Below are 25,672 nucleotides of genomic sequence, written 5' to 3'. Positions count from 1 at the left end.
GAGGGCCGCAGCTAGCGATTGACCACGGTCACCGGATGGGCGTAGGGAAGGTCTTCGACGGGCAGCGGGAACTCGGTGTCCTCGCCGAAGGGCGACAAGCCACCCGAGCGAGCGGACGAGAGTTCGGTCACCGCGTGGTCACCGCGAGCGGTTTCCGGCCAGCCTGGATCGACATAGGGCTTCTTCGACTTGTTCACCATGCGCCTATTTTGACACCTGCCCTGCGGCAAGCACCAGCCCAGGTCTCTAATCTGATAGACGATGACCGACACGACTGCGCACCGACACACCGATACGCCCCCGGATCTGCCTCGATGGATCGCAGCTCGCAGCGACGCCGAGCTGATCAGGGCCATGTCGCTGCGTCCGGATCTGACCGCGCCGCCGCCCGCATCCCTTGCCGTACTGGCCGGACGGGCCGAGCAGCGCCGATCGATCCTGCACACCGCGGACACCCTCGACACCCTCGCTCTGACGGTCCTCGAGATCCTCGCCATAGAAGAGGCGTACGAGCGCCCCGTCACCCGCGCCGCGCTGCTGGCCGTGGTCGCCAAACGCGCACCGGCCAAGAGCGTGGACAAGGCACTGTCCCAGCTGCGCGAACGCCTGCTGGTGTGGGGCGATGCAGCAGGCTTCCGCATCAGCGCCGCAGCGGCGGACGCGGTGCCGTGGCGCATCGGTCGCGCACTCGACCCGGTGGACAACCTCACCGAGGCCCACATCACCGCGGCCCTGGCCGAACTCGGTGACGGCGAACGCGGCCTTCTCGACACCCTCGCCAGATCGTCCCCCACCGGCCGCACCCGCGACGCCGCACCGGGCACGCCGCCGGACCGACCCGTCCAGAAGCTGCTCGCCGCAGGCCTGCTGATCTGGTTGGACGAACAAACCGTCGAGCTGCCCGTCCAAGTGGGCCAGATCCTGCGCGGCGAACCGATGTCGGACCCGCGCTCGCTCGCCGAACCCAAACTCGACACCAACACGTATTCGCTCGCCGACGTCGACGCCGCTGCCGCAGGAGAGGCGCTGGAGCTGGGTCGGCACTGCGTCGCGGTGATCGAGGCACTGTCCGCTTCGCCTGCACCCGCTCTGAAGGCGGGCGGACTGGGAGTACGCGAGCTCCGCAAGATCACCAAGGCCACCGGCCTCGACGACGATCGAGTGAGCGTTCTCGTCGAGTTGCTGGCCGCCGCTCACCTCATCTCGAGCGGAACACCGGACCCGGTTCCTGCGTCCGACAACGGCGACGACTACTGGGCCCCGACACCGGCGGTCGAGGCCTGGCTCACCGCCGCCCCGGCAGCGCGCTGGCACACCCTGGCCTCGGCCTGGCTCGAAGTGCCGCGGGCACCCTGGGTCATCGGAATGCGTGACCCCAACGACAAACCCATCGCCGCCCTGTCCGAGGAAGTCCGCTCTCCGGCCGCACCGCGGGATCGACGCATGATCCTGGAGTTGCTCGCAGAACTCGGCAGCGGACACGCAGCGCAGCCCGCCGACCTCGCCCGCACCCTGGCCTGGCGTCGACCCCGGTGGTCCGGACGCTTCGGCGTCACACCCGTCGGACATGTTCTCGCCGAAGCCACCGCTCTCGGCATCGTCGCCCGCGGGGCGATCTCGACCCCGGGCCGCTCCCTGCTGCACGACGGCAATGCCGAGGCAGACATGCGTGCTGCCCTGCCCGAGCCCATCGACTACGTCCTGGTGCAAGCCGACCTCACGCTGGTGGCACCCGGCCCGCTCGAGCCGGACCTGCAGGATCGAATCGAACTGGTCGCCGACGTGGAATCCGCGGGCGCGGCCACGATGTACCGGATCAGCGACACCAGCCTGCGCCGCGCTCTCGATGTGGGACTGACCGCCTCCGAGCTGCACACGTTGTTCGCCACCCACTCGCGCACACCCGTGCCCCAGGCCTTGACCTATCTGATCGACGACGTGGCTCGTCGGCACGGCCGCCTACGCGCAGGCGTCGCCGCGTCGTTCGTCAGGTGCGAGGACCCGGCACTGCTGGCCGAGGTGCTGGCGTCCCCGGCAGCCGAATCGCTGGCCCTGCGAGCGCTGGCTCCGACCGTCGCGATCTCACAGGCCCCGCTCGCCGAAGTACTGACGGTGCTGAGCGGAGCAGGATTCGCGCCTGCGGGCGAGGACTCGTCCGGCACCATCGTCGATCTGCGTGCCCGCGGGTCGAGGGTGTCGGCGCGGCGGCCACGCCAGGCGTTCCGCACTCCGGCCGTCCCCACCGAGGAACAGCTGGGTTCGTTGGTGCGCGGGATGCGCGCTGCCGACAGAGCAGCAGGCAACGGCGGGGCCGTGGTGCGCGCCGACGGGTCTCGGGCCAGCAGCACCGCGACGATGACGCTGCTGCAGACCGCGGCGAAGGTCAAACGGAGCGTGAGCATCGGCTACGTCGACGCCCAGGGCGTGGCGACCCATCGCATCGTCGATCCGATCAGCATCGGCGGTGGCCAACTCGACGCGTTCGACCCCGCCACCGGTGGGGTTCGGCGCTTCACCCTGCATCGGATCACCTCGGTCGCATTGGTCGAGTAGACCGGGCTCACGTGCACGCACGCCCCTACCTGTGGACAATGGAGAAGTTGCGCTCTTTCGGGCGCAGCAGATGTCTCTAGGAGGAACCGTGACCGACGGCCCGCTGATCGTCCAGTCCGACAAAACTCTGTTGCTCGAGGTCGATCACGAACTCGCGGGTGCAGCGCGGGCGGCCATCGCACCGTTCGCGGAGCTCGAACGTGCCCCCGAGCACGTGCACACCTATCGCATCACCCCGCTGGCACTGTGGAACGCACGCGCCGCGGGCCACGACGCCGAACAGGTGGTCGACGCGCTGGTGAATTTCTCGCGTTACGCGGTGCCGCAGCCGTTGCTGGTCGACATCGTCGACACGATGGCGCGCTACGGCCGGTTGCAGTTGGTCAAGAGCCCGGTGCACGGCCTGGTGCTGATCAGCCTGGACCGCGCGGTGCTCACAGAGGTGATGCGCCACAAGAAGATTGCGCCCATGCTGGGCGCGATGGTCGACGAGGACACGGTGATCGTGCATCCGAGCGAGCGCGGCCACGTGAAGCAGATGTTGCTCAAGATCGGCTGGCCTGCCGAGGACCTCGCCGGCTACGTCGACGGCGAAGCTCACCCCATCGAGCTCGACACCGAGGGCGGCAACTGGACGCTGCGCGACTACCAGGAGATGGCGGCAGATTCGTTCTGGGCCGGCGGCTCGGGAGTCGTCGTACTGCCCTGTGGCGCAGGCAAGACGATGGTAGGCGCGGCCGCTATGGCCAGAGCCAAGGCCACCACGCTGATTCTGGTCACCAACACCGTCGCCGGTCGGCAGTGGAAGCGCGAACTCATTGCACGCACCTCGCTCACCGAGGAGGAGATCGGCGAGTATTCGGGCGAGCGCAAGGAGATTCGCCCTGTGACAATCGCCACGTACCAGGTGATCACGCGTCGTACCAAGGGTGAGTACAAGCACCTCGAGCTCTTCGATTCCCGCGACTGGGGATTGGTGATCTACGACGAGGTGCATCTGCTCCCCGCGCCGGTGTTCCGCATGACAGCCGATCTGCAGTCGCGTCGACGCCTCGGCCTCACCGCGACGCTCGTCCGTGAGGACGGCCGCGAGGGCGACGTCTTCTCGTTGATCGGGCCCAAGCGCTACGACGCACCGTGGAAGGACATCGAGGCACAGGGCTGGATCGCGCCGGCCGAGTGCATCGAGGTTCGCGTCACCCTCACCGATGCCGAGCGCATGTCGTACGCCGTGGCCGAGCCCGAGGAGCGCTACAAGCTGTGCTCGACGGCGCACACGAAGATCGCCGTCGTGAAATCGATCCTCGCCAAACACCAGGATGCTCCGACGCTGGTCATCGGCGCCTACCTCGACCAGTTGAACGAGCTCGGTGAAGCGCTGAATGCTCCGGTCATTCAGGGCTCGACCAAGAACAAGGAACGTGAAGTGCTGTTCGACGCGTTCCGCAAGGGCGAGATCCAGACGCTCGTAGTGAGCAAGGTGGCGAACTTCTCGATCGACCTTCCGGAAGCCTCTGTGGCAGTCCAGGTTTCGGGAACATTCGGCTCCAGGCAGGAAGAAGCTCAGCGCCTGGGCCGACTGCTCCGGCCGAAGCACGACGGTGGACAGGCCCACTTCTACTCGGTGGTCTCCCGCGACACCCTCGACGCCGAGTACGCAGCCCACCGTCAGCGCTTCCTCGCCGAACAGGGCTACGCGTACCGCATCACCGACGCGGACGATCTGCTCGGTCCGGCGATCTGAGACTTCGGGTCGGCTCGGTGCCGTGCTAGGAATACCTGTGTGCGCAAGTTCGAGTTCCCTGTAGACGTAGCCCACGCGAAGTCGGTCAACGAGACGTTCACCGAGCTTCGCCGGTTGCGGGCCTCCGCAGCGCTCACCGCCGTGTTCCTCATCGCACTGGGAGCGTGGTTCATCTGGATCGCCGCCCCGTGGTCGTACATCCTCGGCGCGGTGTTCCTGATCGGCGCGGCCACCTCGCTCTGGGTGATGCTGTGGGCACCCCGAAAGATGGGTTCCATCGAATCGCAATATGCCGCAGGCGATCTGGTGCCGGCGGTGGTGGCCGAGAAGTTACCGGGTGGAGCGATACTGCTGGCCCTGGTCGACATCGCGAAGCCCGAGGTGGACGAGCCGCATTACGTGCTGATCACCCGCGTCGTCCGGGCCCTGCCCGGACACGCCGTCGAGCGGGGCGCACAGGTCCCTGCCGTGTCGGTTCTCGCGGACCGTGGCCGAAACACCGGAGGGCGAGCGTGGCAGTTGGCCTCGGTGATGCCCATCGCCTGGGGAACCACCGATCCGGCGGTCATCACGCGCGCCGTCGAGAAGATCACCGAGGGCGAATGGGCGTTGCTGCACGCCAACATCGGCCTGTCGGAGAAGGTCCGCACGGCCAAGAACCAGCAGCTGCTCATCGACCCGGCGGATCTTCCCGACGACCTGCGCTAGAGCCTGCAGCAACCCACTAGGCCAGTGCAGCGATCACTTCCCGCTCGAAGAGTTCGATACCGGAGCGTTCGTAGGCCGCTTCGGGGAAATAGAAGATGCCGTACGTCATCCCTTGTTCCTGCAGCGCCGTCAGGTTCTCCACGATCTGCTCCGGGGTTCCCACTGCGGGCATGCCGCGGTACGCGTCGAGTGCGCCGTGGGCCTTGTCCGCACCCACGTACTCGGCCAGACGAGCCTCGAGGGCGCGCAGCTTGTCTTCCACCTCGGCCTCGGTCTCCGCGACGACGACGTTGTAGTTCGCCGAGCGGACGATGGCATCGAAGTCGGTACCCACTGCTGCGCAATGCTCGCGCAGCAGAGCGGATTTGGCGGCGAAACCGGTGGGGGTTCCGTCGAAGTTGGTGTAGTTCGCGTACTTCGCGGCGATCTTCAGAGTCACCCTCTCCCCGCCGCCCGCGATCCACAGCGGGATGCCTCCCTCCTGCAACGGCAGGGGCCGCACCACGGCACCGTCGATCTCGTAGTACTTACCGTCCAGGAATACTTCTCCGGCCGTCCATGCTTGTTTGAAGATCTGCACACCCTCGTCGAGCCTGCCCAATCGCTCTCCGGCAGAGGGGAACCCGTATCCGTACGCGCGGAACTCGTGCTCGTGCCAGCCGCCTCCGATGCCCATCTCGACGCGGCCTCCGGAGATGATGTCGACTGTGGCAGCAACTTTGGCGAGGTATGCCGGGTTGCGGTACGACATCGCGGTGCACATCTGGCCGAGCCGGATTCGAGAGGTGGTCGCGGCCAGAGCGGACATCAGCGACCAGGCCTCGTGCGTCGCCTCGTCGGTCGCGGTGGGAACGGTGTGGAAGTGGTCGTAGACCCACAGGGATTCCCACGGACCGGCCTCGGCAGCGAGCGCGTGATCGCGCATCGCACTCCAGTGCTGGGCAGGGTCGATGCCGACGAGATCGAGACGCCACCCCTGTGGCACGAACAATCCGAATCGCATGACAGGCACAGTACAGACGCAGGGCGAAAGACCGGTTCCCGTCTGTGAACTACGCTGCAGGAATGTCCGAGTTGTTCCCCTCGCGCACAGTGGCACGGTTGCGCCCGTTCGCGTCGACGATCTTCGCCGAGATGACCGCACTCGCCGTCGAGAAGAAGGCCGTCAACCTCGGGCAGGGCTTCCCCGACACCGACGGCCCACCAGCCATGCTCGAGACCGCGCGTGAGGCCATCGCGAGCGGCCTCAACCAGTACTCCCCCGGCCCTGGCATGCCGGTGCTGCGGGCAGCCATCGCCGACGACAGGGCGGCCCGATTCGGTCTGCGCTACGACCCCGATTCGCAGATACTCGTCACCGTCGGTGCCACCGAGGCGATCTCGGCGACACTTCTCGGCCTGATCGAGTCAGGTGACGACGTCCTGCTGATCGAACCGTTCTACGACTCCTACGCGGCCGCCATCGCACTCGCCGGTGCCACTCGAACCGCGGTGCCACTGGTGTCCGACGGCAACGGATGGACCGTCGACACCGACGCCCTCGAACGCGCTATCGGGCCCCGCACGCGCATGCTGATCGTCAACTCCCCGCACAACCCGACCGGCACGGTCTTCGACCGGGACACCATGATCCGCATCGCCGACATCGCCGTCACCCACGATCTGCTGGTCCTCACCGACGAGGTCTACGAGCACCTCACCTTCGACGGCACGGTGCACACGCCGATCGCGACACTGCCCGGGATGTTCGAGCGCACCGTCACGGTGTCGAGTGCCGCCAAAACCTTCAACGCCACCGGATGGAAGACGGGCTGGGCGCTGGGGCCTGCCGAATTGATCGACGCCGTCCGCGCGGCCAAACAGTTCATGACCTTCGTCGGCGGCACTCCCTTCCAACCGGCCGTCGCCTACGCGCTCGAGCACGAGCAGGCGTGGATAGCGCAGATGCGCGACGGCCTGCAACGCAAGCGAGACACACTCTCGGCCGCTCTCGCAGCGACAGGTGCCGATGTGAAGTACAGCGCAGGAACGTATTTCGTCTGTGCCGACATCGCACCGATCGGACGCGGTGACGCCTACGAGTTCTGCCGCTCCCTGCCGGATCTGGTGGGCGTCGCGGCGGTTCCGGTCACGGCGTTCGTCGACGAGCCGGCTCCATGGAAGTCGTTGGTGCGCTTCGCTTTCTGCAAGCAGGACGAGGTTCTCGCCGACGCGGCCGAGAGGCTACGAAAGTTGTGACTGCGCAACCGACGATCCCGGCCTACTTCGTCAGGCAGGCCGTCGACCTCGCTACGAGGAGCGGGGTCGACCTGACCTACCCGCTGTCGATGGCCGGCATCGGATCCACCATCCTCGACAATCCGGCCGAGCGTCTGACCACCAGGCAGGTCACCGCATTCACCCAGGCGGTCTGGACGATGACCGGCGACGAACTGTTCGGTCTCGCTGCAGTACCGGTGCGGCGCGGGAGCTTTCGCGTGGTGTGCCAGACCCTGATACACACCGAGAACCTGCAGGCTGCACTGATTCGAATGTCCGAGACCATGCGGGTACTGATACCGGTACGCCCCATGACGATCGATCGAACCGAAGAATCCACGGTCCTGACGGTGCACGTCACTCCCACCACCCACCTGAGCCCGGAAGGCAACGAACTCGCCGAGCGACTGCTGACCGACTTCCTGCTGATTCTGCTGCACCGATTCGCGGCGTGGCTCATCGGCAACCGGGTCAAGCTTCTGTCGGTGCAACTGCCCTACGCGCTGCCGGGCCCCGAGGCGGGAAAGATGTACGACGCCATCTTCGGAACCCACGTGGAGTTCGGAACCGAGCTCGCCACACTGGAATTCGACAGCGCGGTGATGCGGGCACCGATCGTGCAGACCGAGGCGACTTTGGCGGAGTACCTCGCGGAGTCGCCCAATCTGCTGTTCTCGTCCCGAGATTACGACAGCACTGCGTCGAGCCAGGTTCGCCGCGCCCTGGAAACCGGATTCAAAGGTGGCGCACCGGGAACCGACGAAATCGCGGCGATGTTGAACATCAGCCCGCCACACCTGCGCCGAATTCTTCGGCAGGAGGGCACCTCCATCAACCAACTGCGCGAAGAGGTGCTGCGCGATGCAGCCATCTCCGGACTGAGCCGCGGAGACAGCGTCGACGACATCTCGACCAGGTTGGGGTTCTCCGAGCCCAGCGCCTTCCGCCGAGCCTTCAAGCGATGGACCGGCCAGACCCCCGGCTCGTACCGTCTCAGCTGACGCAGAACTCGTTGCCCTCGGGATCGGTCATGGTGATCCAGACACTGGGGCCCTCATGTCCTCGATACAGTACCGACGCGCCCCGTGCTTCCAGTTGTGTGACCATCGATTCACGCTCGTCGCCGACGCGGATGTCGAGGTGCAGCCGATTCTTCACCGATTTCGGCTCGGCCACCGATTGGAACAGCACCCGCGGGCTGTCGGGCGACTCGGGATCGGTGATTCCCGCGCCCGCCTGCCACACGAGAACACCCTCGAAAGTGGTCGTGTCCTCCTCGCGCGCATGCCCCGCGGCGACCATCTCGCGAATGAAGTCCTCGTTGCTGGGTTCGGACTGCCAACCCAGCGTCTGCGCCCACCACTTCGCCAGTGCGTGCGGGTTCGCACTGTCGACGACCACCTGAAATCGATATCCCATGACGGCACGGTACCGCCGCGCACTGGAAATGGGAACACACGTTCGATACAGTGACGGCTATGTCGCTCGCCATGCAGGGCTCGTTGTTCGGTGACGCCGACGGTGGCGTCGGGTCGCTCGAGTCCGTCACCCGTCGCGAACTCACACTCGGGGCGTGGGTGGACGTTCGGCCGGGTTGGTTGTCCGATACCCGCCTGTTCGATTCGCTGGTGGACTCCGTCGATTGGCGGGCCGAGCGCAGGCAGATGTACGACCGCGTGGTCGATGTGCCGCGCCTGGTTCGGTTCTACGCCGAGCGCGAGCGGTGGCCCGACGCCGCACTGTACGACGCACGCGATGCCCTCGACGAGCACTACCGCGCCGAACTCGGAGAATCGTTCGCCACCGCCGGACTGTGCTACTACCGCGACGGATCCGACAGCGTCGCCTGGCACGGTGACAACATCGGTCGCAGCGCCACCGAGGACACCATGGTTGCGATCGTATCCCTCGGTGCCTCACGGCAACTCATGCTCCGACCGCGCGGCGGTGGAACGTCGTTGAAGTTCACGCTCGGTCACGGCGACCTGGTGGTGATGGGTGGCTCGTGTCAACGAACCTGGGAACATGCCGTACCCAAGTCCACCCGCGCGACCGGCCCACGCATCAGCGTGCAGTTCCGACCGCGCGGGGTCCGCTAGCGCGAGGCCCGGCGCTTCTCCACCGCGGCCGCGAGTGTGTCCAATTGCGTTGCCGTGGTGGTCCAGTCGAGGCAGGCGTCGGTAATCGACTGCCCGTACACCAGATCGTCACGGTGGCCCAGCTCGAGATCCTGACGCCCCGCGACCAGGAAGCTCTCGAGCATCAGACCGACGATGCCGTGTTCGCCTGCCGCGACCCGTGCTGCCACGTCGGTGACCACGTCGACCTGCTTGTTGTGGTCCTTGCGACTGTTGCCGTGACTGGCGTCGATGACGACTCGCTCCGGTAGGCCCGACTTACGCAGGCGTGCAACGGTATCGGCGACCGATTCGACATCGTAGTTCGGCCCGTCGTCGCCGCCGCGCAGAATGACGTGACAGTCCGGGTTTCCGACGGTGCGGATCAAAGCCGCCTGGCCGTCGAGGTCGGTGCCGGGGAAGACGTGGCTCGCGGCGGCAGCACGGGTGCCGTCGACCGCGACCTGGATGTCGCCCTCGGTGGAGTTCTTGATCCCCACCGGCATCGACAACGCACTGCACAGCTGGCGATGCACCTGACTGGCCGCAGTCCGCGCACCGATTGCGCCGTAGCTGACCAGGTCTGCGATGTACTGCGGGGTGATCGGGTCGAGGAACTCGCACCCGACCGGCAGACCGAGCGCGGAAATATCCAGCAGCAGTTGACGTCCCACGCGCAGGCCGGCATTGATGTCGAAGCTGCCGTCGAGGTGCGGATCGTTGATCAATCCTTTCCACCCGAGCGTCGTCCTCGGCTTCTCGAAGTAGACCCGCATGACGATGTGCAGGCGATCGCCCAGTTCGGCCGCCTTGGCCGCGAGGCGTCGGGCGTAGTCGAGGGCAGCATCGGTGTCGTGCACCGAGCACGGGCCGACGACGACGATCAGTCGATCGTCACGGCCGTCCAGCACGTCGACCACGCCGGCGCGGCCGCTTCTGACGGTGGCAGAGATGGCGTCGTCCACTGCATGGTCGCGGCGCAGCACCGACGGAGCAACCAGCGGACTGATGCTGATGGTCCGCTGATCATCGAGAGGTGGGGTGTCGAGAGAGAGTGTCATGACGGGTCGTTCCTGTTCCCAGGCCGGCTCCTCATGCTCCACACGCACTTCGAGCCGGTCTGTATCCGGCTCGTGGGGTGGAGGGTCAGCGCATGGCGTCGCTGGCTGACCCACCCGGGGCCGGCCTGCTAAACCAGAAATACGTGCGCTGCATGAAAAGCACCGTAGCAGATGAACGAATCGCGGACCTCAGCCCGATCAGGATTAGGCTAGCGTTACCTGCCTACGTCCGACCGTGAAAGAGAACGAAGTGAAACGTCTACTCCTGGCCACCACGATCGTCGCGGTCACCGCACTGACCACCGTCGCCTGCGGCGGCACCGCCGAGCAGACGGCCACTCCCTCCACCAGCGCCGCGTCCGGAACCGACAACGCCACCTCGGACGCTCCCGGCCCCACCGGCATCCCCGACGGCATGGGTTCGGGTGCCGCGGACGGAGCGTTCCCCCGCACGGTCGGCCACTTCGGCGGCTCCACCGAAATCCCCGCCGAACCGAAGAAGATCGTCGTCATCGCCACCGGCCAGCTCGACGCAGCCCTCACTCTGGGCGTCGTACCCACCGGAGTCGCCTACGGAGACGGTGCCGCTCTGGTCCCGGACTACATCAGCTTCTCGTTCCCGCAGTACGCGGACCGGATGGACCGGTTCGTCGACGTCGGCAACCGGCAAGAGGTCGACATCGAGGCCATCGCCGCCATCGAACCCGACCTCATCCTGGCGAACGAGGCCGGTTCCGAGGACATCTACTCGACGCTGTCGACCATCGCGCCGACCGTACTCACCGAGGGCACCGGAGTGAACTGGAAACAGGACTTCCTGCTTCTCGCCGACGCGTTGGGCCGTACCGAGCAGGCACAGAGCTTCGTCGACACCTTCACCTCCGATGCTGCGGCACTGGGTGATTCGTTCGCGAGCGGTGACGCACCCACGGTCTCGTTCGTCCGCTTCACCGCCGACCGGGCACGCGTGTTCGGCGTCCCGTCGTTCGCCGGATACATCGCCTGGGACGCCGGACTGGCCCGACCGGAAAGCCAGCAGTTCGACAACACCTCGCAGGACTTCAGCGAGGAAGAAATTCAACTGGCGAACGCGGACTGGGTGTTCGTCTCCAGCCAGGACGCCGAAGCCGATTCGAGCGCCGCGTCGTACACCACCAACCCGCTGTGGACCGGCATGAGCGCGGCCACCGAGAACCACATCGTCCGAGTCGACGACGACCCGTGGTACCTCAACGCAGGTCCGACGGCGGCAACCATCGTGCTCGACGGCCTCGAGGACGCCCTGCAGGGCTGACCCCCCATGTGAGCGGAACCTCGTAGCAGGCTACGAAGTTCCGCTCACGTCGGACAGATAGGTTGCGCACAACTAAACCGTGCACTACTGTTCGTGAAGTGGCCAACGAACTCGCACTCGACCGTCAGGTGTGCTTCGCGTTGTATTCCGCTTCGCGGGCTACCACCGCGGTGTATCGCCCGATGCTCGACGAGCTCGGCGTCACGTACCCGCAGTACCTCGTGCTGCTGGTGCTGTGGGAACAGGACGGGCGCGGCGTCAAGGACATCTGCGCCGAACTCGATCTCGACACCGGCACTCTGTCGCCCATGCTCAAGCGGCTCGAAGGCCTCGGATTCATCGAGCGCCGACGCCTGAGCACCGACGAACGTCGCGTCGAGATCCACCTGACCGAGGCCGGAAGTGCCATGCGCACCAAGGCACTCGACATTCCACGCAAGCTCGCCGAGAAGACCGGCATGAACGTCGACGATCTCGTCAAGCTCAAGGAGTCGCTCGACGCATTGACGAGCGCTCTGCATCACACCGATTCCGGCAAGACAGAAGGAGCATCATGAAGACGATCTACACCGCCGAGGCACTGGCCACCGGTGAAGGCCGAAACGGCCACGCCCGCACTTCCGACGGACGCCTCGATCTCGATCTCGCCATCCCCGAGGCCATGGGCGGCAGCGGCAACGGCACCAACCCCGAGCAGCTCTTCGCCGCCGGCTACGCCGCATGCTTCCACTCCGCACTGCAGATGGTGGCACGTCAGGACAAGGCCGACGTCACCGATTCGGCCGTCGGCGCTCGTGTCGACATCGGCCCCAACGACGCTGGCGGCTTCCAGCTCGCCGTCACCCTCGAGGTGACGCTGCCGAACCTGAGCCGCGAGAACGCACAGGCATTGGCCGACAAGGCCCACCAGGTGTGCCCGTACTCCAACGCCACCCGCGGCAACATCGACGTCACCGTCACCGTCACCGAAGACGAGTAAGGACTCATCACCATGAAGGCACACGAAATTCACCTCGCGTCCCGCCCACAAGGCTGGCCGACGGAGGACAACTTTCGCGCGGAGGTCGTCGATCTCCCCGAGCTCGCCGACGGGCAGATCCTCGTCCGCAACATCGTGATGTCGGTCGATCCGTACATGCGCGGCCGGATGAACGACGTCAAGTCGTACGTCCCGCCGTTCCAGCTCGACGCTCCGCTCGACGGCGGTGCAGTCGGCGAGGTCGTCGAGTCCAAGGCCGAGGGCTTCGCTGTCGGCGACGCCGTTCTGCACGGCAAGGGGTGGCGCGATCTCGCCGTCGTCCCGGCGAAGGGCGCAAGCAAGGTCGACCTCGACGCCGCGAAGGCCTCGGCATACCTCAGCGCACTCGGAATGACCGGCACGACGGCGTACGCAGGCCTGACCGACGTCGCGTCGTTCAAGGAAGGCGATGTCGTGTTCGTGTCCGGCGCAGCCGGTGCCGTCGGATCGCTCGTCGGCCAGATCGCCAAGGCGCTCGGCGCATCTCGGGTCATCGGCAGTGCGGGCTCCCCCGCCAAGGTGGCTCGCTTGCTCGAGCTCGGTTTCGACGCGGCATTCGATTACCACGACGGCCCGGTCGCCGAGCAGCTCCGCAAGGCGGCACCCGACGGCATCGATGTGTACTTCGACAACGTCGGCGGCGAGCATCTCGAAGGTGCCATCGGTTCGATGAACAAGTACGGCCGAATTGCCATGTGCGGAGCCATCGCTCAGTACAACTCCACCGAGCCCACTCCCGCACCACGCAATCTCGCTCTGGCCATCGGCAAGGAGCTGACGCTCAAGGGATTCATCGTCGGTTCTTACGCGCACCTCACCGAGGAATTCCGCACGAAGATGACCCAGTGGTTGGACAGTGGCGCAATCGAATTCGACGAGACAGTCGTCGACGGTCTGGAGAACGCTCCCTCTGCGTTCATCGGACTGATGAAGGGTGAGAACACCGGCAAGATGGTCGTCACCATCTGAGTCGGACCCGAAAGGTTCTACCGCAGTCCACACCCCGGTCGGAATTTCCGACCGGGGTGTTTCCATGCTCGAGCGGTTAGAGTCGATGCATGCCCGCCGCTCCCCTGCCGTTGCGCGACGGTCTCGACCCCACCCGGGTGCGGATGCCGGACAATGCAACCGGGGTGACCGTGCTCGAGCATCTGCGCGCCCGGTTCCCCCAGGACGCAGCCAGGCTGACCGAGAAGGTCGCCGGCGGCGAGATCGTCGACGCGGCAGGCGTACCCATCGATTCGACGACGGTCGCGAAACCGCGATCGGACATCTATCTCTACCGCGATCCGCCGGTGGAGCCCACGGTGCCGTTCTCCCTCGACGTTGTCCATCAGGACGAGAACCTGCTCGTCGTCGACAAGCCGCACTTCCTGGCCACCACCCCACGCGGCGCCTACGTCGCGCGATCTGCCCTCGTCCTGCTCCGACGCCGGTTCGACCTGCCCGAACTGAGTCCGGCGCATCGCCTGGACCGACTCACCGCCGGCGTTCTGGTGTTCACCGTCAGGCAGCAGGCTCGGCGGCCGTACCAGGAGTTGTTCGCTCAACGCGCGATCACCAAGCAGTACGACGCCATCGCCCCACTCGCCCAGGACCTGAACTTTCCGCTGACCGTACGCAGCCGAATCATCAAGGAGCGCGGCGTTCTCCAGGCCCGCGAGGTACCCGGCGAGCCCAACGCGGACACTTTCGTGGAACTCGTCGACACGCTCGGAACCCACGGCCTGTACCGATTGCATCCGCGAACCGGAAAGACCCACCAACTTCGAGTTCACATGTGCTCGTTGGGAATTCCGATCGTCGGCGACAATTTCTACCCCACGTTCCGCGATGTCGCCGACGACGATTACTCCGACCCTCTCCGCTTGTTGGCGCGTTCGATCGAGTTCGTCGATCCGCTCAGCGGCCTGGTTCGACGGTTCGAGAGCGATCGGAGTCTCGAACCACCTGCGATGCAGCAGATTCGGCCGTGACGTCGGCGATCTCGGCGGTACGGACCGTGATGCGATGCGAGATGACTGCGAGCGCGAACAATCCGATCGCAACGTTGAACAGCGCGGCAAATCCTTCCTGAGCGAAGTCCACAAGGGCGTTGAGCAGAGTGAATATCAACGCGGACACGCGGAGGATGCGCAGAGGCCAGAGCGGGCCTTCCGGGCGTAACCGCAGCATCGCCGGCAGCGCCGTGGCGAAGGTGAGACAGGCACTGACGAACAGGATCCCGCTGGCAATTCCCATGCCGTCGATGTCGATCGTCAGGTCGCGCCGATCGATGTCCAGGTCCCCGATCACGAGTTCGACGATTCCGAACACCACTCCGGCCCCGGAGAGCAGAACCAGTCCCCAGCCGACGACGGGAATCCACCGGGGGCTGGTGAAGAAGGCGGGGATCAGCCGGGGAACGAAGTTCCACAGCGAGTGGGTCCGCGACGTCGACGAACGACAGCGACCGAGCAACAGTCCGATCCCGGCCACGGTGTCCGCGTCGGCCCCCTCGGCCTCGGCGCGCGCGAGCATTCGTAGCGCCCAGTCGCGCCGATGCTCGGGCAGTCCGTGCGCGACGCCATCGGCGGCGATCGCAGCCGCATTGGCCAGCGATTCGTCGACCGAGGGCCGGCGGAACTCCCGGACGATCCTGCTGAACACCAACAGCAGAACCACCAGGACGTACATGATCTCCGACGAGGGTCCGTAGAAATAGTCGTTGTCCTTGGTGACGAATTTGCCGACTTCGTCGAGGAACAACCCGAATCCGATCCCACCGAGCAGCACGGTGAACACCCGAACGCCGAACCCGATGAACATCCACCCGATCAGCAGCGCGAGCATCATCGCCGCTCCGCCGTACAGGGCATGAGCGATGTGCAGCGACTTTCCGCCTACCTGGGGATAGTGGGTCAACTCCAGATATGCCCTGGTGATCAGAATGGTCGCGATGGCCACGACCATGAATGCCTCGGATGCGGGGCTGCCGTAGGCATCGCGAATCATGCCACTGCGGTATGTGGTCCCCGAACGACCCGTCATCGATCGATTATGTGCCGCCCGCCGCGCCCACGGGCGGTTTTCGGTCGCCTCTGTTTCCCAGGTTGACAAATTGGGTTGCCGAAACTGCAATGGAGTCATGGACGACACGAACAAGGGACTGGACGAGGTCATCGCAGGCCTCGGCCCCCGCCTCAAGCGCATCAGGATGGAGAAGAACACCACCCTGGCGTCGCTGTCGGACACCACGGGAATTTCGATCAGCACACTGTCACGGCTCGAGTCCGGTGACCGCAAGCCCAGCCTCGAGTTGCTGTGGCCCATCGCTCGGGCCCATCAGATGAAACTCGACGATCTGGTGACTGCACCTCCCGTGGCGGACCCTCGGGTGCGCACCACGGCCACCGTTCGCGAACATGTGACGATCCTTCCTCTGACGCTGCGTCCCGGCGGCCTGCAGGCGTACAAGCTTCTGATTCGCCCGGAGAGCTCGGAGCCGCGTCCCCGAACCCACGAGGGGTACGAGTGGTTCTACGTCCTCGACGGCACCCTGCGGCTGATTCTCGGCGAGCACGATCTGACGATGAAGGCCGGTGAGGCAGCCGAATTCGACACTCGTGTGCCGCACTGGTTCGGTGCCGTCGGAGACAGGCCGGTCGAGCTTCTGAGCTTGTTCGGACCCCAGGGAGAGCGGATGCACGTGCGGGCGAAACCGACGGTATGAAATGTCATGTCCGTGTGAGACAGTGAAGCCCGCTCGACCCCAGGAACCGCTTCGGTCATCCGCACCGACCACACCATCTCGAGGAAAAAGATGACCGACAGACTGCCCGAATCGCCTGCATCTCGTACTCACGTGGACATCGCAACCGGCGTGCTCATCGGGATCCACGGCGGCTCCGTCGCCGACGCCATCGACGAGCTGTTCACGACCGCGAGAAATCACCGGGTCAGTCTGTTCGAGCTCTCTCGCACACTCATCACCGTCGCGGAGGGCCGCGACATCGAGCGATCCTCCGCAACCGATGCGGTGTACGAGGTGTGGGGCTCGGCACTCGGCCGTCGAGGCGCGGAGACGACCTTCGGTATGGTCACCGATTCCGCAGCTGTCTGATCGAACCCGGGAGTCAGCCGCGAACGGATGGATCGCTGCGTAGCTCAGGAAAGCGCGCCGTCATCGCATCGATGTGTCGGTACATTTCGTACAGCTCGGTGCGGAGCGCCGACGCCTCGGACTCGAATGCTCGGGCCTTGGATTCGGCGCGATCCGCGCGAGCTCGAAATGCCTTGGACTGCGCCAGTTCGATGGAGGCCGAACACGTCTCGATGTGTTCGGCCAGTCCTCTCGCGAACACCTTCGCCTGCTCGAGGTTGACGGCATAGTTGTCGTCTCGCGGAGCCGGTGACGCCGCGCCGTTCGCTGTGCCCATGGAACTCGTCACCCTCGATCGTCGGCCGGAAATTCTTTCGCGACTCTACGCTCGGCGTCGAACGCTTCGTTCGTGAACCGGGTCAGCCGAAGACGAGCGCCAGGACCACGGACGCCGAGGTGGCGGCGATAGCGATCACGATGGTCGCCGCTATGGCTCGCTGTCGCACCGTGCGGTAGCACGCCCCCGCACGAGCACCGGCGAAGTCGTCATCGTCGGCATCGAGATCGGAGTCGTAGAAGTCGTCCGAGTTCAGCCCGTCCTCGTCGAAATAGACGACGTCTCGCGGCGGCACCCACTGTTGTCCGTTGGCTTCGATCGCGGCCCCGAGCCGTTCGAGCCGAATCCGCGCACGGGTGGGGTACCAATCGGACGGCGCGTGGATGGGCAGGGCCCGCGCCATCATCAGAGGCGATCTGTACTGCTTCTCCAGTGCGGCGAACGCAGCGGACGCCGTCGGATCGTCGTCGGACTTGTCGGTGAGAAACCATGCCGCTCCGGCCGCCGCACGATCGCCGAGTACCAGATACGTGTACGCGAGCAATTCGAGAATGCCGGGCGATGTCGGGTTTCGGACCAATGCGCCGACCAGTCGATCCCTGGCAGCGATGCTGTCTCCGCGCGCCAGATCCTCCTGCGCTCGATCGATCACGTCCACGCGTCGACAATAACTCGTGGACGCGAAAAAGCCCCTGCCGGAGTACCGGAAGGGGCTTTCATCGTACTTGTCGATACATGTGCTCGTCGATCCACACCGTGGTGGCCAGGGCCGGGATCGAACCGGCGACCTTCCGCTTTTCAGGCGGACGCTCGTACCAACTGAGCTACCTGGCCGGGCGGCACCGGTACTACAATGCCATCGCAATGCCGATACTCTCGTATCGATGTTGCGACCCTGACGGGACTCGAACCCGCGACCTCCGCCGTGACAGGGCGGCGCGCTAACCAACTGCGCCACAGGGCCTTGCTGTTGTTGCCGCGCTATTTCTAGCGTAGAAACTCTCCGAACTGCAAATCCGCACCTCGCGGAGAGCGAGACGAAGAATGCTGTACTGCCGACCGGGTTGTCAAACCGATCTCTTCCTACGTACCCCCTACGGGATTCGAACCCGCGCTACCGCCTTGAAAGGGCGGCGTCCTAGGCCGCTAGACGAAGGGGGCCCGCCGAACTGCTTCGACGTTACCCTCAACGGCGTTCCGTTGGGAGCTGGGATAGCTTAGGACACTTTCGCTGTAAATCTCAAACCGGCAGGTCAGAGGCGGTTTTTGCGCAGTTTTCACTGTAGTGATCCCACCCGTGCAGTTTGAACTCGGCGAGCCAACGCTCCGACGCCATCGCTAGCAGCACGACCTCGACGGATTCTTCGAACCGCTCGCGCAGATCTGCGTTGTCGGCCACCAGATCCGACATGTAGCGCTGACCCGCCATCGACGCTGCGAGCACTCGCACGAACTTGGTCGCGTCGAACTCCGGCTTCAGGTCACCCATCGCCAGAGCACGCTCGGCCTGCGCGAGCCCCTGAGCGCCCCAGACTCGACCGCCGCCCGAATGGACCTCCGCGTAGAACTCCGGCTCGACTATCAGCCGGAACTCCGCGCGCACGATCACGTCGTTCTGGAAGTTCTGTGCGATGTCGTCCACGATCCCGCGGATGACGTAGAACGGATGCGCAGTGGTGTCGGCCCACTTCTCCGTGATGGCGACGTACCGATCCAGTCCCGCAGCGAGCACAGCCCGGGCCAGATCTTCCTTGGACTGGAAATGGAAATACATCGCGCCCTTGGTGGCATTGGAGCCCTCCAAGATGGTGTTGACGGATGCAGCTGCGTATCCGCGTTTGGCGAATTCCGCCGCCGCCGCCTCCACGATGGCCGCCCGGGTACGCCGTGCGCGCTCTTGTTGTGCCATGTATTCCGTGCCTCCGAGCCCCAAGCGCCCTGCGTATCCGCAGGTAGTATAGATAGAGAGTACTTCACCCGAACGACATGCGAGTCGACTCACCTACGGTTCGCTTCGACACATACACCCGACAGAAAAATCGGTTAGGCAACCGAAACAAGCCGAATGGTATGATCTGCGCGGCTCGAGTGCGCTGCAGGGGGTGCGCACTCGAGCCGCACTTCTGCGCCCCTCCCCGCGCCGAACCACACGCCGAACCACACACCGACCCAGTCGCTTTCGGCGGTGCCCGAGACACCGTCCGTTCCCCACGAACCGAACGGTCGACGCGTCGCCCACGCCGCTCCGGGAGAGCGGACAACTTTCGGTTGAAAACCGAATTACATTTCACGGTAACGGATCTCGAGCGCCAACTGCTTCGCCTTGCTCGTTAGCATTTCAAATCTACTGCCCACCAAGCGAATACGTCGTCGGTGCCGAGCGCATTCGGTCAAATCGATTGCACGGTAATCGATATGAGAAAGACCGCTCGGTAACGTTTCCGACACGTTCACCGTCTTCGACCGAGCTGGCGCCCGCGCTGACTTACTGTGAAATACACCACAGGGGGAGATCGGCCGATTCGAGACGAGTGAATGCCATGAAGGTATCGATCTGCGCATTTCGTTCCATCACGACGGTGATCGCGGTGGCCATGCTCACGCTCTCGACGACCGGAACGGCGCCCGCCGACCCTCTGGGCAACTTCGTGGCACCCGTCGCCGATCCAGCGCTCTACCTACCCACCCCACTGGGCGAGCCCTGGTTCGATCCGCCCGCAGGCTACGAACAACGACCTCCCGGGTCGGTGCTGGCAACCCGACAGGTGACCGTCGGGCCGCTGTTCACGCCGGTCACGTCGACGCAGATCCTGTTTCGTACCAATGACTCCAAGGACCGGCCCGTTGCTGCGGCCACCACCGTGATCGTGCCGACCGCACCGTGGACCGGACCCGGAAGCCGGCCCGTCGTGGCGTACAACATGGCCATCAACTCACTCGGCAACACGTGCGCACCGTCCTGGCTGCTCCCGCGCGGGTTGGCCCGGGAGATCCCGGCAGTGCAGGCCTTCCTGGCCAAGAACTACGCCGTCGTCGTCACCGATCACGAGGGGCCACGGCAGGCGTACGCCGCCGGACGCATGGCCGCGCACGCGGTACTCGATGCCCTCCGAGCGATGGTCCGGCTACCCGAGCTCGGTTTGCCCGCGTCGTCTCCCATCGCTGTCACGGGGTATTCGGGTGGGGCGATCGCCACAGGATGGGCGGCGCAATTGGCCCCCTCGTACGCGCCCGACGTCAATCTGGTCGGCGCGGCGTTCGGTGGTCCGCCGACCGATTACCGGATTCTGCTGACGTCGATGAACGGAACTGCGGCGTCGACGCTCTTCCTGTCCGCAGCACTCGGAGTGGCCCGCGAGTACCCCGAACTGTTCTCGCTGATGAACGCCAACGGACTGCGCCTGGCCACCGTCGCCAAGGATATGTGCGTCAGCTTGCTCGCCCCCGGTGGACTGGTGGCCCCGATCCCCGCGCAGGCGCTCTCGGACATCCCCGACGTCGACCGCACCGAGATCGCCGAGAGCGTCATCGCCGCGACCCGCCTCGGCGGCGACCTCGCCCCCACCATCCCCACGATGATCTACCAGGGACAACAGGAGTTCTGGATTCCACGACAGGGAGCCGAGACCCTCCACGACGAATGGTGCGCGCAGGGTGCGAGCGTCAGACTCGAGGAGTATCTCGGCGAGCACCTGATCGTCGCTTTCAGCGGCATCCCGGGCGCGTACGCCTGGATCGACGACCGACTGGCCGGCATTCCGGTGCCGAGCGGATGCAGCAGCTTCGGACGCTGACCCCGGTCGACACCACTGCCGGGGGTACTGCCCGTCGGCACCGCGCGGCCCATTACACTTTCGAGCCGCGCCCCTATAGCTCAGTTGGTAGAGCTACGGACTTTTAATCCGCAGGTCGTAGGTTCGAGTCCTACTGGGGGCACCATCTTGACCAGGTAATTCCTGGTCAGACGCGGTTTCGGCGGCATCCGAACCAGTCGAAGTGGTCACCGAATGGTCACGAACGCCCCGGCGCAACCCCTGGTCACGGCCCGCGCGAGGCACCAAGCCGGCGGCCGCTTCCGCCGCTTTCGACCCGACTCCCTTGAGCAGGTGCGAGTACGTGTCCGCGGTGATCGTGATCGACGAATGACCGAGACGCTTCGACACGATCGCCAGCGGCACATCCGCTGCCAGTAGAAGACTGGCCTGTCCGTGCCGCAGGTCGTGCAACCGGATCGGACGTAGCCCCAACTCTGCACAGACCTTCTTGAATCGCTCTGTGACGCTCTGAGGCGGTATCGGTAATCCGTCCTCGCGGGCGAACACCAAACCGTGGTCCTGATAGGCATCGCCCCACTGCGCGCGCTCGGCGTCCTGGGCGAACCGCTGCGCCAACAGGACACCGACCGTTTGCTGATCTAGGTCGACCTCGCGGTCCTCCCCCGACGCTGTCTTCGGCTTTCCGAACTGAAACTGCCGGTGCTCGCTGTGGCAATAATCACACTCGATGCCGTCGCCGCTGATCTCGACAATCTGTTGCCGGACGGTGATCGAGCGATTCGTCATGTCGACGTCATCCCACCGCAGCCCACACACCTCTCCTCGGCGCAGCCCTGTCATCGCAGACACCTCGAACAGCGCACCCAGTCGCTCTGTACCGACGGCGTCCAGGAACGTCCCGAGTTCCTCCGCTTCCCACGGCCGGACCTTTGGGCGTGATGCCCGCGGCAGTTCGAGATTCTCGGCAGCGTTGAACGCGACAAGGCGCTTCCTGCGTGCCGACGTCAATGCGCTCCGGATGGTCGCGTGGACACGACGCACGGTCGCGCTCGACAGCGTGCGTGGGTGTCGCCGCTTACCCTTCCCGATCCGCTCCCCATCTGCCGGCGCAATCTTCGGCTGCGCGATCGTCGCCAGCATGTTCTCGATGTGCTGGGCCCGGAGGTCACCGAGCCGAATACGGCCAAGGTGTGGCACGAGGTAGGCGTTGACGTGTTGTTCGTAACTGCGCAGTGTCGTTGGGCGGGTGTCGCCGTTGCGTTTCGATTTGAGCCAGGCGCGCAGGTACTGCTCGACGGTCTGCTGCCGATCGTGAGCGACCTGGCCATTGCCGACGTCGACGAGGAACTTCGCGAGTTCGGCTTCCGCTTCGTCGCTGGTCCTGAATCCTGACTTCCTTACCTGCCTGCGCTTCCCCGTCTGCGGGTCCGCACCCATGTCGACGAGGAACGTCCATGAGCCGTGCGGCTTGCGGCAGGACTTACGACGCCCGCGGGCGTCGTACTCGACCGGGCACTTACAACGCTTCGACACCGACCCCTTCACGACAACCTCATCTCGGCAGGAGTCCACTTGTGGACATCCTCGATGCTGAATGCCCGAATTTTCCTACTCGCTCTACTGTCGAATTTCAGTTGTGTGGTCATTGCTGGTCCTGGGGGTGGTTTTGGCTGCGCAGGGTGTCGAGCTTGTAGTGCTTCTGGAGGTATTCCACGATCTTGACGGGGTCTATGTGAAAATCGGTCTCGTCGCTGCCCGAGCCTGCTGAGCTTTCCGCCTCCCTCAAAGAATCTTGATCAAATCCCATGTCCAACAGAATCTTTGAGAAGTCGATGCGGCGGGGTGATCCGTCGCGCAACCGCTGAGCGAGTGCATGCAGCGAGCCCCAGACGGTGTGCAGGATGACCTTCTTGCCGTTGGTGTAGTCCCGGAGCGGCTGGAGTTTGAACAGCTCTTCGCGAGTGTTGCTGACTCGAACGGTGAGCCGTTGGCGGTCTTCTTCGAGCCACTGGTATTCGGCCTCTACCTCCCCGAACACTCGGTCGATCTCAGTGCCTTTAGCTGTCAGTTGTTCCAGCGGTACCGCAAGAATCTCCGCGACCGCCTTGGCCTCGCCTAACTGGACCTGCCGGGTTCCGTTCTCGATCTTGTAGACCGTGGCCTGATGCCAAGCGAAGCCCTTCTCTGCCATCTTGGCCGCGAGCGCGCCCTGGGTAATTCCCTGCGAAGCGCGAGCGTTCTTGACGTTCTGCGCAAACCACTCCTCCGCTGTCCGCTCGACATCGGATCGTCCCTGTTCGCCATCTCTCACCATCACAGGACACACACTAATCCAAAACACCGTCAAACATGGCCCGAAAATGCTCCGCATTGGCTTAAACCGCTGATACTCTGATCTGGACATCAACAGCCGTCGAATAAATTCCAGATTGGAGCAATAGCAGATGTCTTCCATGCGAGAGACCCGCGAACCACAGATCGACTACCTGACAACTACTGAGGTCTCCGACCGTTACCGGACCTCGAAAGAGACGCTCCGTTGGTGGCGGCAGATCAACGCAGGACCACCCTCATTCAACATCGGGCGACGTGTGTTCTACCGGCAGAGCGAAGTGGACCACTGGTTCGCACAGCAAGAGGCAGCTACTCGCAGAGGCGGCGATGCAGCGTGAGCATGCCGGTCTGGAGCGCCGAAGACGTACGAGCCCTGGGGGTCCGAACCGACGTGCCGACCGCCGGCAGCGTTCTGGGCATGGGCAGTTGTGCGGCGTATGAGCTGGCTCGCCGCGGCGAGTTCCCCGTCCCAGTCTTGAAACTCGGAAGGAAGTACGTCGTACCCGTCGCGGGGCTGCTCGCAATTCTCGGCATCTCGACCCAATCGGCGGCGTGAACGCCGAACAGAAAACTGCCCCCGGCGCAGTTCACACGGCGGCAACCGCGTGAGCACCGAGGGCTAGGTCCGAACAACCACCATCACCAGAAGGATTGAACCTGATGACATCTTCGCACATCAGTACCTCCGCAGCCACTAGCTGCGGTGCATCCGAACGACCAGACGCAATCTCCGTCGACGCATACCGGGCCCTCAGTCCAGAGGCCAAAGCTGCTCGCAGAGCGGCTATTGCCGCGTTGCCTCCTGAGGAGGACGACGACGGGCCCGGACCTGCGATGTCCGTCGACGCATACCGGGCCCTCAGTCCCGCAGCCAAGGCAGCCCGCAGAGCAGAATTCGACGCCTGGGAAAAGCGGCAGACGGCGGTCGAGCGGTGAAGGCCAATCCGACAGATTCCTACGACGAGAGCTTGATCGACGCGGCCGATCGTCTCCTCAGAGCAGCCCTGCGAGGACGCTCATTTCGCCTCGCAGTTCAGTGCGACATCTGCGGCGCGTGGTTGGTAGACCCCGACTCTGTTCGGAAGCACCGCGGCCCTGTCTGCTCGAAGCGGCGAGCCCTAGGCGGTGGGGACGCTCAGTGAGTGAATCGATGCGGTACGCGTGGCGTCGGCAGGTGGTCCGCGATGGCTACCTGACCGACGCCACGCGCCGCGTCCTCCTCGAACTCGAGTCCTATGCGAACCCTGACGGCACCAACGCACGCCCCGGTGTCAGGCGTATCGCGGAGAATCTCGCGTCTGGGGACGGCTACGTGAACGAAAAGACGGTGCGCCGAGCGCTTGCCGTCGGAGTTGAACGTGGCCTGATCGAATGCGTCGAGAAGGGACACACGGGTCGAGGACGAAACGTCGCGGACGTCTACAGGCTCTCATTCGAGTCCCTACCACCGGACATTCAGATGTCCACTGGTGAAGGCTCAACCACCGGACATTCAGATGTCCACCGATCCCTCTCGACCAGTGGACATTTCAGCACGACCAGTGGACATTTCACCCCCGACCACCGGACACCTGAATGTCCACCCACCAGTTCCTTACACCAGATCACTACACCAGATAAAAGCGGCGAACGAACTTTCTCGAATCCAGATCGGTCAGGACCCCGATCGAAACCAGTGCCGCCCAAGGGATGGAAGCTCGTCCGCTCCGTGATCCCAGACGCACACCCCCAAGCCGTCCGCACAGACCTCGCGATGCGAGCCGGCGCACTTCTCGACACAGGCACCCCAGCCGAAACCGTAGAAGCCGCCCTACGCCTCTGGCTCACGAAACCCAACCTAGGACCGGCAACACTCCCAAGCCTCGTCTCCGAAGTCATCAAAACCGCAACACCGCAACACCGAACGCCCACCAACAGTGTCGGGGCGGCATCCGAGAAAGCACTCGGATGGCTCGCAGTCGGCCAGAAACTCACCGGCCAGACCATCACCACCCCCAAGGAACTCACATGACCGAAACCATCCCACTCCCACACGGCCTCAACGCAATCCTCATCCCCCGCAACACCCCCTGCCCCATCTGCGGACTCACAGCAGAACCACTCACCCACCAACACCTCTGTCCAACCTGCACCACCCTCGTCGCCAACGAACACCCCATCGCAACCGAATTCGCCAACCGAATCCACGACACACAACCATGACCGCCGCGGCCCTTGTATCAATCCGCGTGTGCGCACGCGTGACCCGGCCTCCTCTGACAGATCAAACGTTTGGCAGCCTCACCGCGCGCGCGGGAGGCGAACGTTCGGCAACGCTCCCACGCGCGCGTCGCTGATCTCTCAACGCGTGTATCCGCGTCTGCGTGCGAGCCCGGTGACCATCGCGTGAC

28 protein-coding genes, 4 tRNA genes and 1 pseudogene are annotated in these 25,672 nt (G+C 64.7%); 20 read left to right on the top strand and 13 right to left on the bottom strand.

What is annotated here, in order from left to right:
• Window positions 1-11: 11 nt before the first annotated feature.
• Entirely contained in the window at window positions 12-200 is a 189-nt protein-coding gene (locus R3P95_RS10120; RefSeq protein ID WP_008719333.1) for a hypothetical protein, read from the bottom strand.
• 61 nt (window positions 201-261) lie between these two features.
• On the opposite strand from R3P95_RS10120, the gene R3P95_RS10115 reads away from it, so the two are divergent.
• The 3 genes from R3P95_RS10115 to R3P95_RS10105 all read left to right on the top strand — a co-directional run bounded on the left by R3P95_RS10115 (window position 262) and on the right by R3P95_RS10105 (window position 5,005).
• The gene (locus tag R3P95_RS10115) at window positions 262-2,553 is read left to right on the top strand and encodes a helicase-associated domain-containing protein (RefSeq protein ID WP_317548262.1); all 2,292 of its coding nucleotides are present in this window, start codon (window positions 262-264) and stop codon (window positions 2,551-2,553) included.
• An 88-nt stretch (window positions 2,554-2,641) separates the two neighbouring features.
• Window positions 2,642-4,297 carry a DNA repair helicase XPB gene (locus R3P95_RS10110; protein ID WP_094639782.1) on the top strand — a complete coding sequence of 552 codons (1,656 nt, stop codon included), beginning with the start codon at window positions 2,642-2,644 and terminating at the stop codon, window positions 4,295-4,297.
• Window positions 4,298-4,336: 39 nt separating this feature from the next.
• A complete protein-coding gene (locus R3P95_RS10105) occupies window positions 4,337-5,005 on the top strand; it encodes a DUF3239 domain-containing protein (protein WP_317548261.1) in 669 nt (222 codons plus the stop codon).
• A 16-nt stretch (window positions 5,006-5,021) separates the two neighbouring features.
• Here the strand turns inward: R3P95_RS10105 and R3P95_RS10100 are convergent, their stop codons facing one another.
• Window positions 5,022-6,008, bottom strand: a complete 987-nt coding sequence (locus R3P95_RS10100; RefSeq protein WP_317548260.1) for an LLM class F420-dependent oxidoreductase — start codon at window positions 6,006-6,008, stop codon at window positions 5,022-5,024.
• A 62-nt stretch (window positions 6,009-6,070) separates the two neighbouring features.
• On the opposite strand from R3P95_RS10100, the gene R3P95_RS10095 reads away from it, so the two are divergent.
• Both R3P95_RS10095 and R3P95_RS10090 read left to right on the top strand, forming a co-directional pair.
• A complete protein-coding gene (locus tag R3P95_RS10095; RefSeq protein ID WP_269594811.1) occupies window positions 6,071-7,243 on the top strand; it encodes a pyridoxal phosphate-dependent aminotransferase in 1,173 nt (390 codons plus the stop codon).
• Window positions 7,240-8,265: an AraC family transcriptional regulator gene (locus tag R3P95_RS10090; protein ID WP_094639371.1), complete on the top strand. Its 1,026-nt coding sequence runs from the start codon at window positions 7,240-7,242 to the stop codon at window positions 8,263-8,265. The genes R3P95_RS10095 and R3P95_RS10090 overlap by 4 nt, the downstream gene beginning before the upstream one ends.
• Here R3P95_RS10090 and R3P95_RS10085 read toward each other — a convergent pair.
• Window positions 8,258-8,683 carry a VOC family protein gene (locus R3P95_RS10085; protein WP_317548259.1) on the bottom strand — a complete coding sequence of 142 codons (426 nt, stop codon included), beginning with the start codon at window positions 8,681-8,683 and terminating at the stop codon, window positions 8,258-8,260. The genes R3P95_RS10090 and R3P95_RS10085 overlap by 8 nt on opposite strands.
• A gap of 59 nt (window positions 8,684-8,742) precedes the next feature.
• Between R3P95_RS10085 and R3P95_RS10080 the strand changes: the two genes are divergently transcribed.
• The gene (locus tag R3P95_RS10080; RefSeq protein ID WP_317548258.1) at window positions 8,743-9,363 is read left to right on the top strand and encodes an alpha-ketoglutarate-dependent dioxygenase AlkB; all 621 of its coding nucleotides are present in this window, start codon (window positions 8,743-8,745) and stop codon (window positions 9,361-9,363) included.
• On the opposite strand, the gene R3P95_RS10075 is transcribed toward R3P95_RS10080, so the two are convergent.
• Complete coding sequence (locus R3P95_RS10075; protein WP_317548257.1) at window positions 9,360-10,442, bottom strand: 3-deoxy-7-phosphoheptulonate synthase; 1,083 nt, start codon at window positions 10,440-10,442, stop codon at window positions 9,360-9,362. The genes R3P95_RS10080 and R3P95_RS10075 overlap by 4 nt on opposite strands.
• Before the next feature lie 250 nt (window positions 10,443-10,692).
• On the opposite strand from R3P95_RS10075, the gene R3P95_RS10070 reads away from it, so the two are divergent.
• From R3P95_RS10070 to R3P95_RS10050, 5 genes are all read left to right on the top strand, one after another.
• Window positions 10,693-11,736 carry an iron-siderophore ABC transporter substrate-binding protein gene (locus tag R3P95_RS10070; RefSeq protein ID WP_317548256.1) on the top strand — a complete coding sequence of 348 codons (1,044 nt, stop codon included), beginning with the start codon at window positions 10,693-10,695 and terminating at the stop codon, window positions 11,734-11,736.
• A 98-nt stretch (window positions 11,737-11,834) separates the two neighbouring features.
• The gene (locus R3P95_RS10065) at window positions 11,835-12,293 is read left to right on the top strand and encodes a MarR family winged helix-turn-helix transcriptional regulator (RefSeq protein ID WP_317548255.1); all 459 of its coding nucleotides are present in this window, start codon (window positions 11,835-11,837) and stop codon (window positions 12,291-12,293) included.
• Window positions 12,290-12,715, top strand: a complete 426-nt coding sequence (locus R3P95_RS10060; RefSeq protein WP_027495882.1) for an organic hydroperoxide resistance protein — start codon at window positions 12,290-12,292, stop codon at window positions 12,713-12,715. The genes R3P95_RS10065 and R3P95_RS10060 overlap by 4 nt, the downstream gene beginning before the upstream one ends.
• A gap of 12 nt (window positions 12,716-12,727) precedes the next feature.
• Window positions 12,728-13,723: an NADP-dependent oxidoreductase gene (locus tag R3P95_RS10055; protein ID WP_317548254.1), complete on the top strand. Its 996-nt coding sequence runs from the start codon at window positions 12,728-12,730 to the stop codon at window positions 13,721-13,723.
• Between the two features lie 89 nt (window positions 13,724-13,812).
• Complete coding sequence (locus R3P95_RS10050; RefSeq protein ID WP_317548253.1) at window positions 13,813-14,730, top strand: pseudouridine synthase; 918 nt, start codon at window positions 13,813-13,815, stop codon at window positions 14,728-14,730.
• Here R3P95_RS10050 and R3P95_RS10045 read toward each other — a convergent pair.
• Window positions 14,657-15,784 (bottom strand): hypothetical protein, encoded by a 1,128-nt coding sequence (locus R3P95_RS10045; RefSeq protein WP_317548252.1) that lies wholly within the window; start codon window positions 15,782-15,784, stop codon window positions 14,657-14,659. The two genes, R3P95_RS10050 and R3P95_RS10045, sit on opposite strands and share 74 nt — an antisense overlap.
• Window positions 15,785-15,881: 97 nt before the next feature.
• Between R3P95_RS10045 and R3P95_RS10040 the strand changes: the two genes are divergently transcribed.
• Together R3P95_RS10040 and R3P95_RS10035 are read left to right on the top strand one after the other, a co-directional pair.
• Window positions 15,882-16,466 (top strand): helix-turn-helix domain-containing protein, encoded by a 585-nt coding sequence (locus R3P95_RS10040; protein ID WP_149405019.1) that lies wholly within the window; start codon window positions 15,882-15,884, stop codon window positions 16,464-16,466.
• A gap of 90 nt (window positions 16,467-16,556) precedes the next feature.
• Window positions 16,557-16,856 (top strand): ANTAR domain-containing protein, encoded by a 300-nt coding sequence (locus tag R3P95_RS10035; RefSeq protein ID WP_143536687.1) that lies wholly within the window; start codon window positions 16,557-16,559, stop codon window positions 16,854-16,856.
• Between the two features lie 13 nt (window positions 16,857-16,869).
• On the opposite strand, the gene R3P95_RS10030 is transcribed toward R3P95_RS10035, so the two are convergent.
• The 6 genes from R3P95_RS10030 to R3P95_RS10005 form a co-directional block, all read right to left on the bottom strand.
• Complete coding sequence (locus tag R3P95_RS10030) at window positions 16,870-17,172, bottom strand: hypothetical protein (protein ID WP_149405017.1); 303 nt, start codon at window positions 17,170-17,172, stop codon at window positions 16,870-16,872.
• Between the two features lie 82 nt (window positions 17,173-17,254).
• Window positions 17,255-17,830: a DUF6584 family protein gene (locus R3P95_RS10025; protein ID WP_317548251.1), complete on the bottom strand. Its 576-nt coding sequence runs from the start codon at window positions 17,828-17,830 to the stop codon at window positions 17,255-17,257.
• Between the two features lie 99 nt (window positions 17,831-17,929).
• Window positions 17,930-18,006 (bottom strand) — tRNA-Phe (locus tag R3P95_RS10020).
• A 56-nt stretch (window positions 18,007-18,062) separates the two neighbouring features.
• Window positions 18,063-18,136: transfer RNA gene (locus R3P95_RS10015), tRNA-Asp, on the bottom strand.
• 124 nt (window positions 18,137-18,260) lie between these two features.
• A tRNA-Glu gene (locus R3P95_RS10010) sits at window positions 18,261-18,333 on the bottom strand.
• 79 nt (window positions 18,334-18,412) lie between these two features.
• Complete coding sequence (locus tag R3P95_RS10005) at window positions 18,413-19,081, bottom strand: TetR/AcrR family transcriptional regulator (protein WP_068047934.1); 669 nt, start codon at window positions 19,079-19,081, stop codon at window positions 18,413-18,415.
• Window positions 19,082-19,712: 631 nt separating this feature from the next.
• Here R3P95_RS10005 and R3P95_RS10000 point away from each other — a divergent pair.
• Both R3P95_RS10000 and R3P95_RS09995 read left to right on the top strand, forming a co-directional pair.
• Window positions 19,713-20,966, top strand: coding sequence for a lipase family protein (locus R3P95_RS10000; RefSeq protein ID WP_317548250.1), 1,254 nt, complete (start codon window positions 19,713-19,715; stop codon window positions 20,964-20,966).
• Between the two features lie 69 nt (window positions 20,967-21,035).
• Window positions 21,036-21,111, top strand: a tRNA-Lys gene (locus R3P95_RS09995).
• Between the two features lie 221 nt (window positions 21,112-21,332).
• Here R3P95_RS09995 and R3P95_RS09990 read toward each other — a convergent pair.
• Window positions 21,333-22,385 (bottom strand): annotated as a pseudogene (locus R3P95_RS09990) (site-specific integrase); the annotation flags it as partial.
• Between the two features lie 205 nt (window positions 22,386-22,590).
• Window positions 22,591-23,262: a helix-turn-helix transcriptional regulator gene (locus tag R3P95_RS09985; RefSeq protein WP_317548304.1), complete on the bottom strand. Its 672-nt coding sequence runs from the start codon at window positions 23,260-23,262 to the stop codon at window positions 22,591-22,593.
• Between the two features lie 130 nt (window positions 23,263-23,392).
• Here R3P95_RS09985 and R3P95_RS09980 point away from each other — a divergent pair, with 130 nt between their 5' ends.
• From R3P95_RS09980 to R3P95_RS09960, 5 genes are all read left to right on the top strand, one after another.
• Window positions 23,393-23,620: a helix-turn-helix transcriptional regulator gene (locus R3P95_RS09980; RefSeq protein WP_317548249.1), complete on the top strand. Its 228-nt coding sequence runs from the start codon at window positions 23,393-23,395 to the stop codon at window positions 23,618-23,620.
• Window positions 23,621-23,622: 2 nt separating this feature from the next.
• Complete coding sequence (locus R3P95_RS09975) at window positions 23,623-23,838, top strand: DNA-binding protein (RefSeq protein ID WP_317548303.1); 216 nt, start codon at window positions 23,623-23,625, stop codon at window positions 23,836-23,838.
• A 104-nt stretch (window positions 23,839-23,942) separates the two neighbouring features.
• Window positions 23,943-24,218 (top strand): hypothetical protein, encoded by a 276-nt coding sequence (locus tag R3P95_RS09970; RefSeq protein WP_317548248.1) that lies wholly within the window; start codon window positions 23,943-23,945, stop codon window positions 24,216-24,218.
• Between the two features lie 202 nt (window positions 24,219-24,420).
• Window positions 24,421-25,293 carry a helix-turn-helix domain-containing protein gene (locus tag R3P95_RS09965; protein ID WP_317548247.1) on the top strand — a complete coding sequence of 291 codons (873 nt, stop codon included), beginning with the start codon at window positions 24,421-24,423 and terminating at the stop codon, window positions 25,291-25,293.
• The gene (locus R3P95_RS09960; protein WP_317548246.1) at window positions 25,290-25,484 is read left to right on the top strand and encodes a hypothetical protein; all 195 of its coding nucleotides are present in this window, start codon (window positions 25,290-25,292) and stop codon (window positions 25,482-25,484) included. The genes R3P95_RS09965 and R3P95_RS09960 overlap by 4 nt, the downstream gene beginning before the upstream one ends.
• Window positions 25,485-25,672 lie beyond the last annotated feature (188 nt).

The sequence above is a fragment of the Rhodococcus cercidiphylli genome (assembly GCF_033042225.1).
Classification (GTDB): Bacteria; Actinomycetota; Actinomycetes; order Mycobacteriales; family Mycobacteriaceae; genus Rhodococcoides.
The sequence above is the reverse complement of the archived record's forward strand: the minus strand, read 5'-3'. Positions and strand labels throughout refer to the sequence as shown.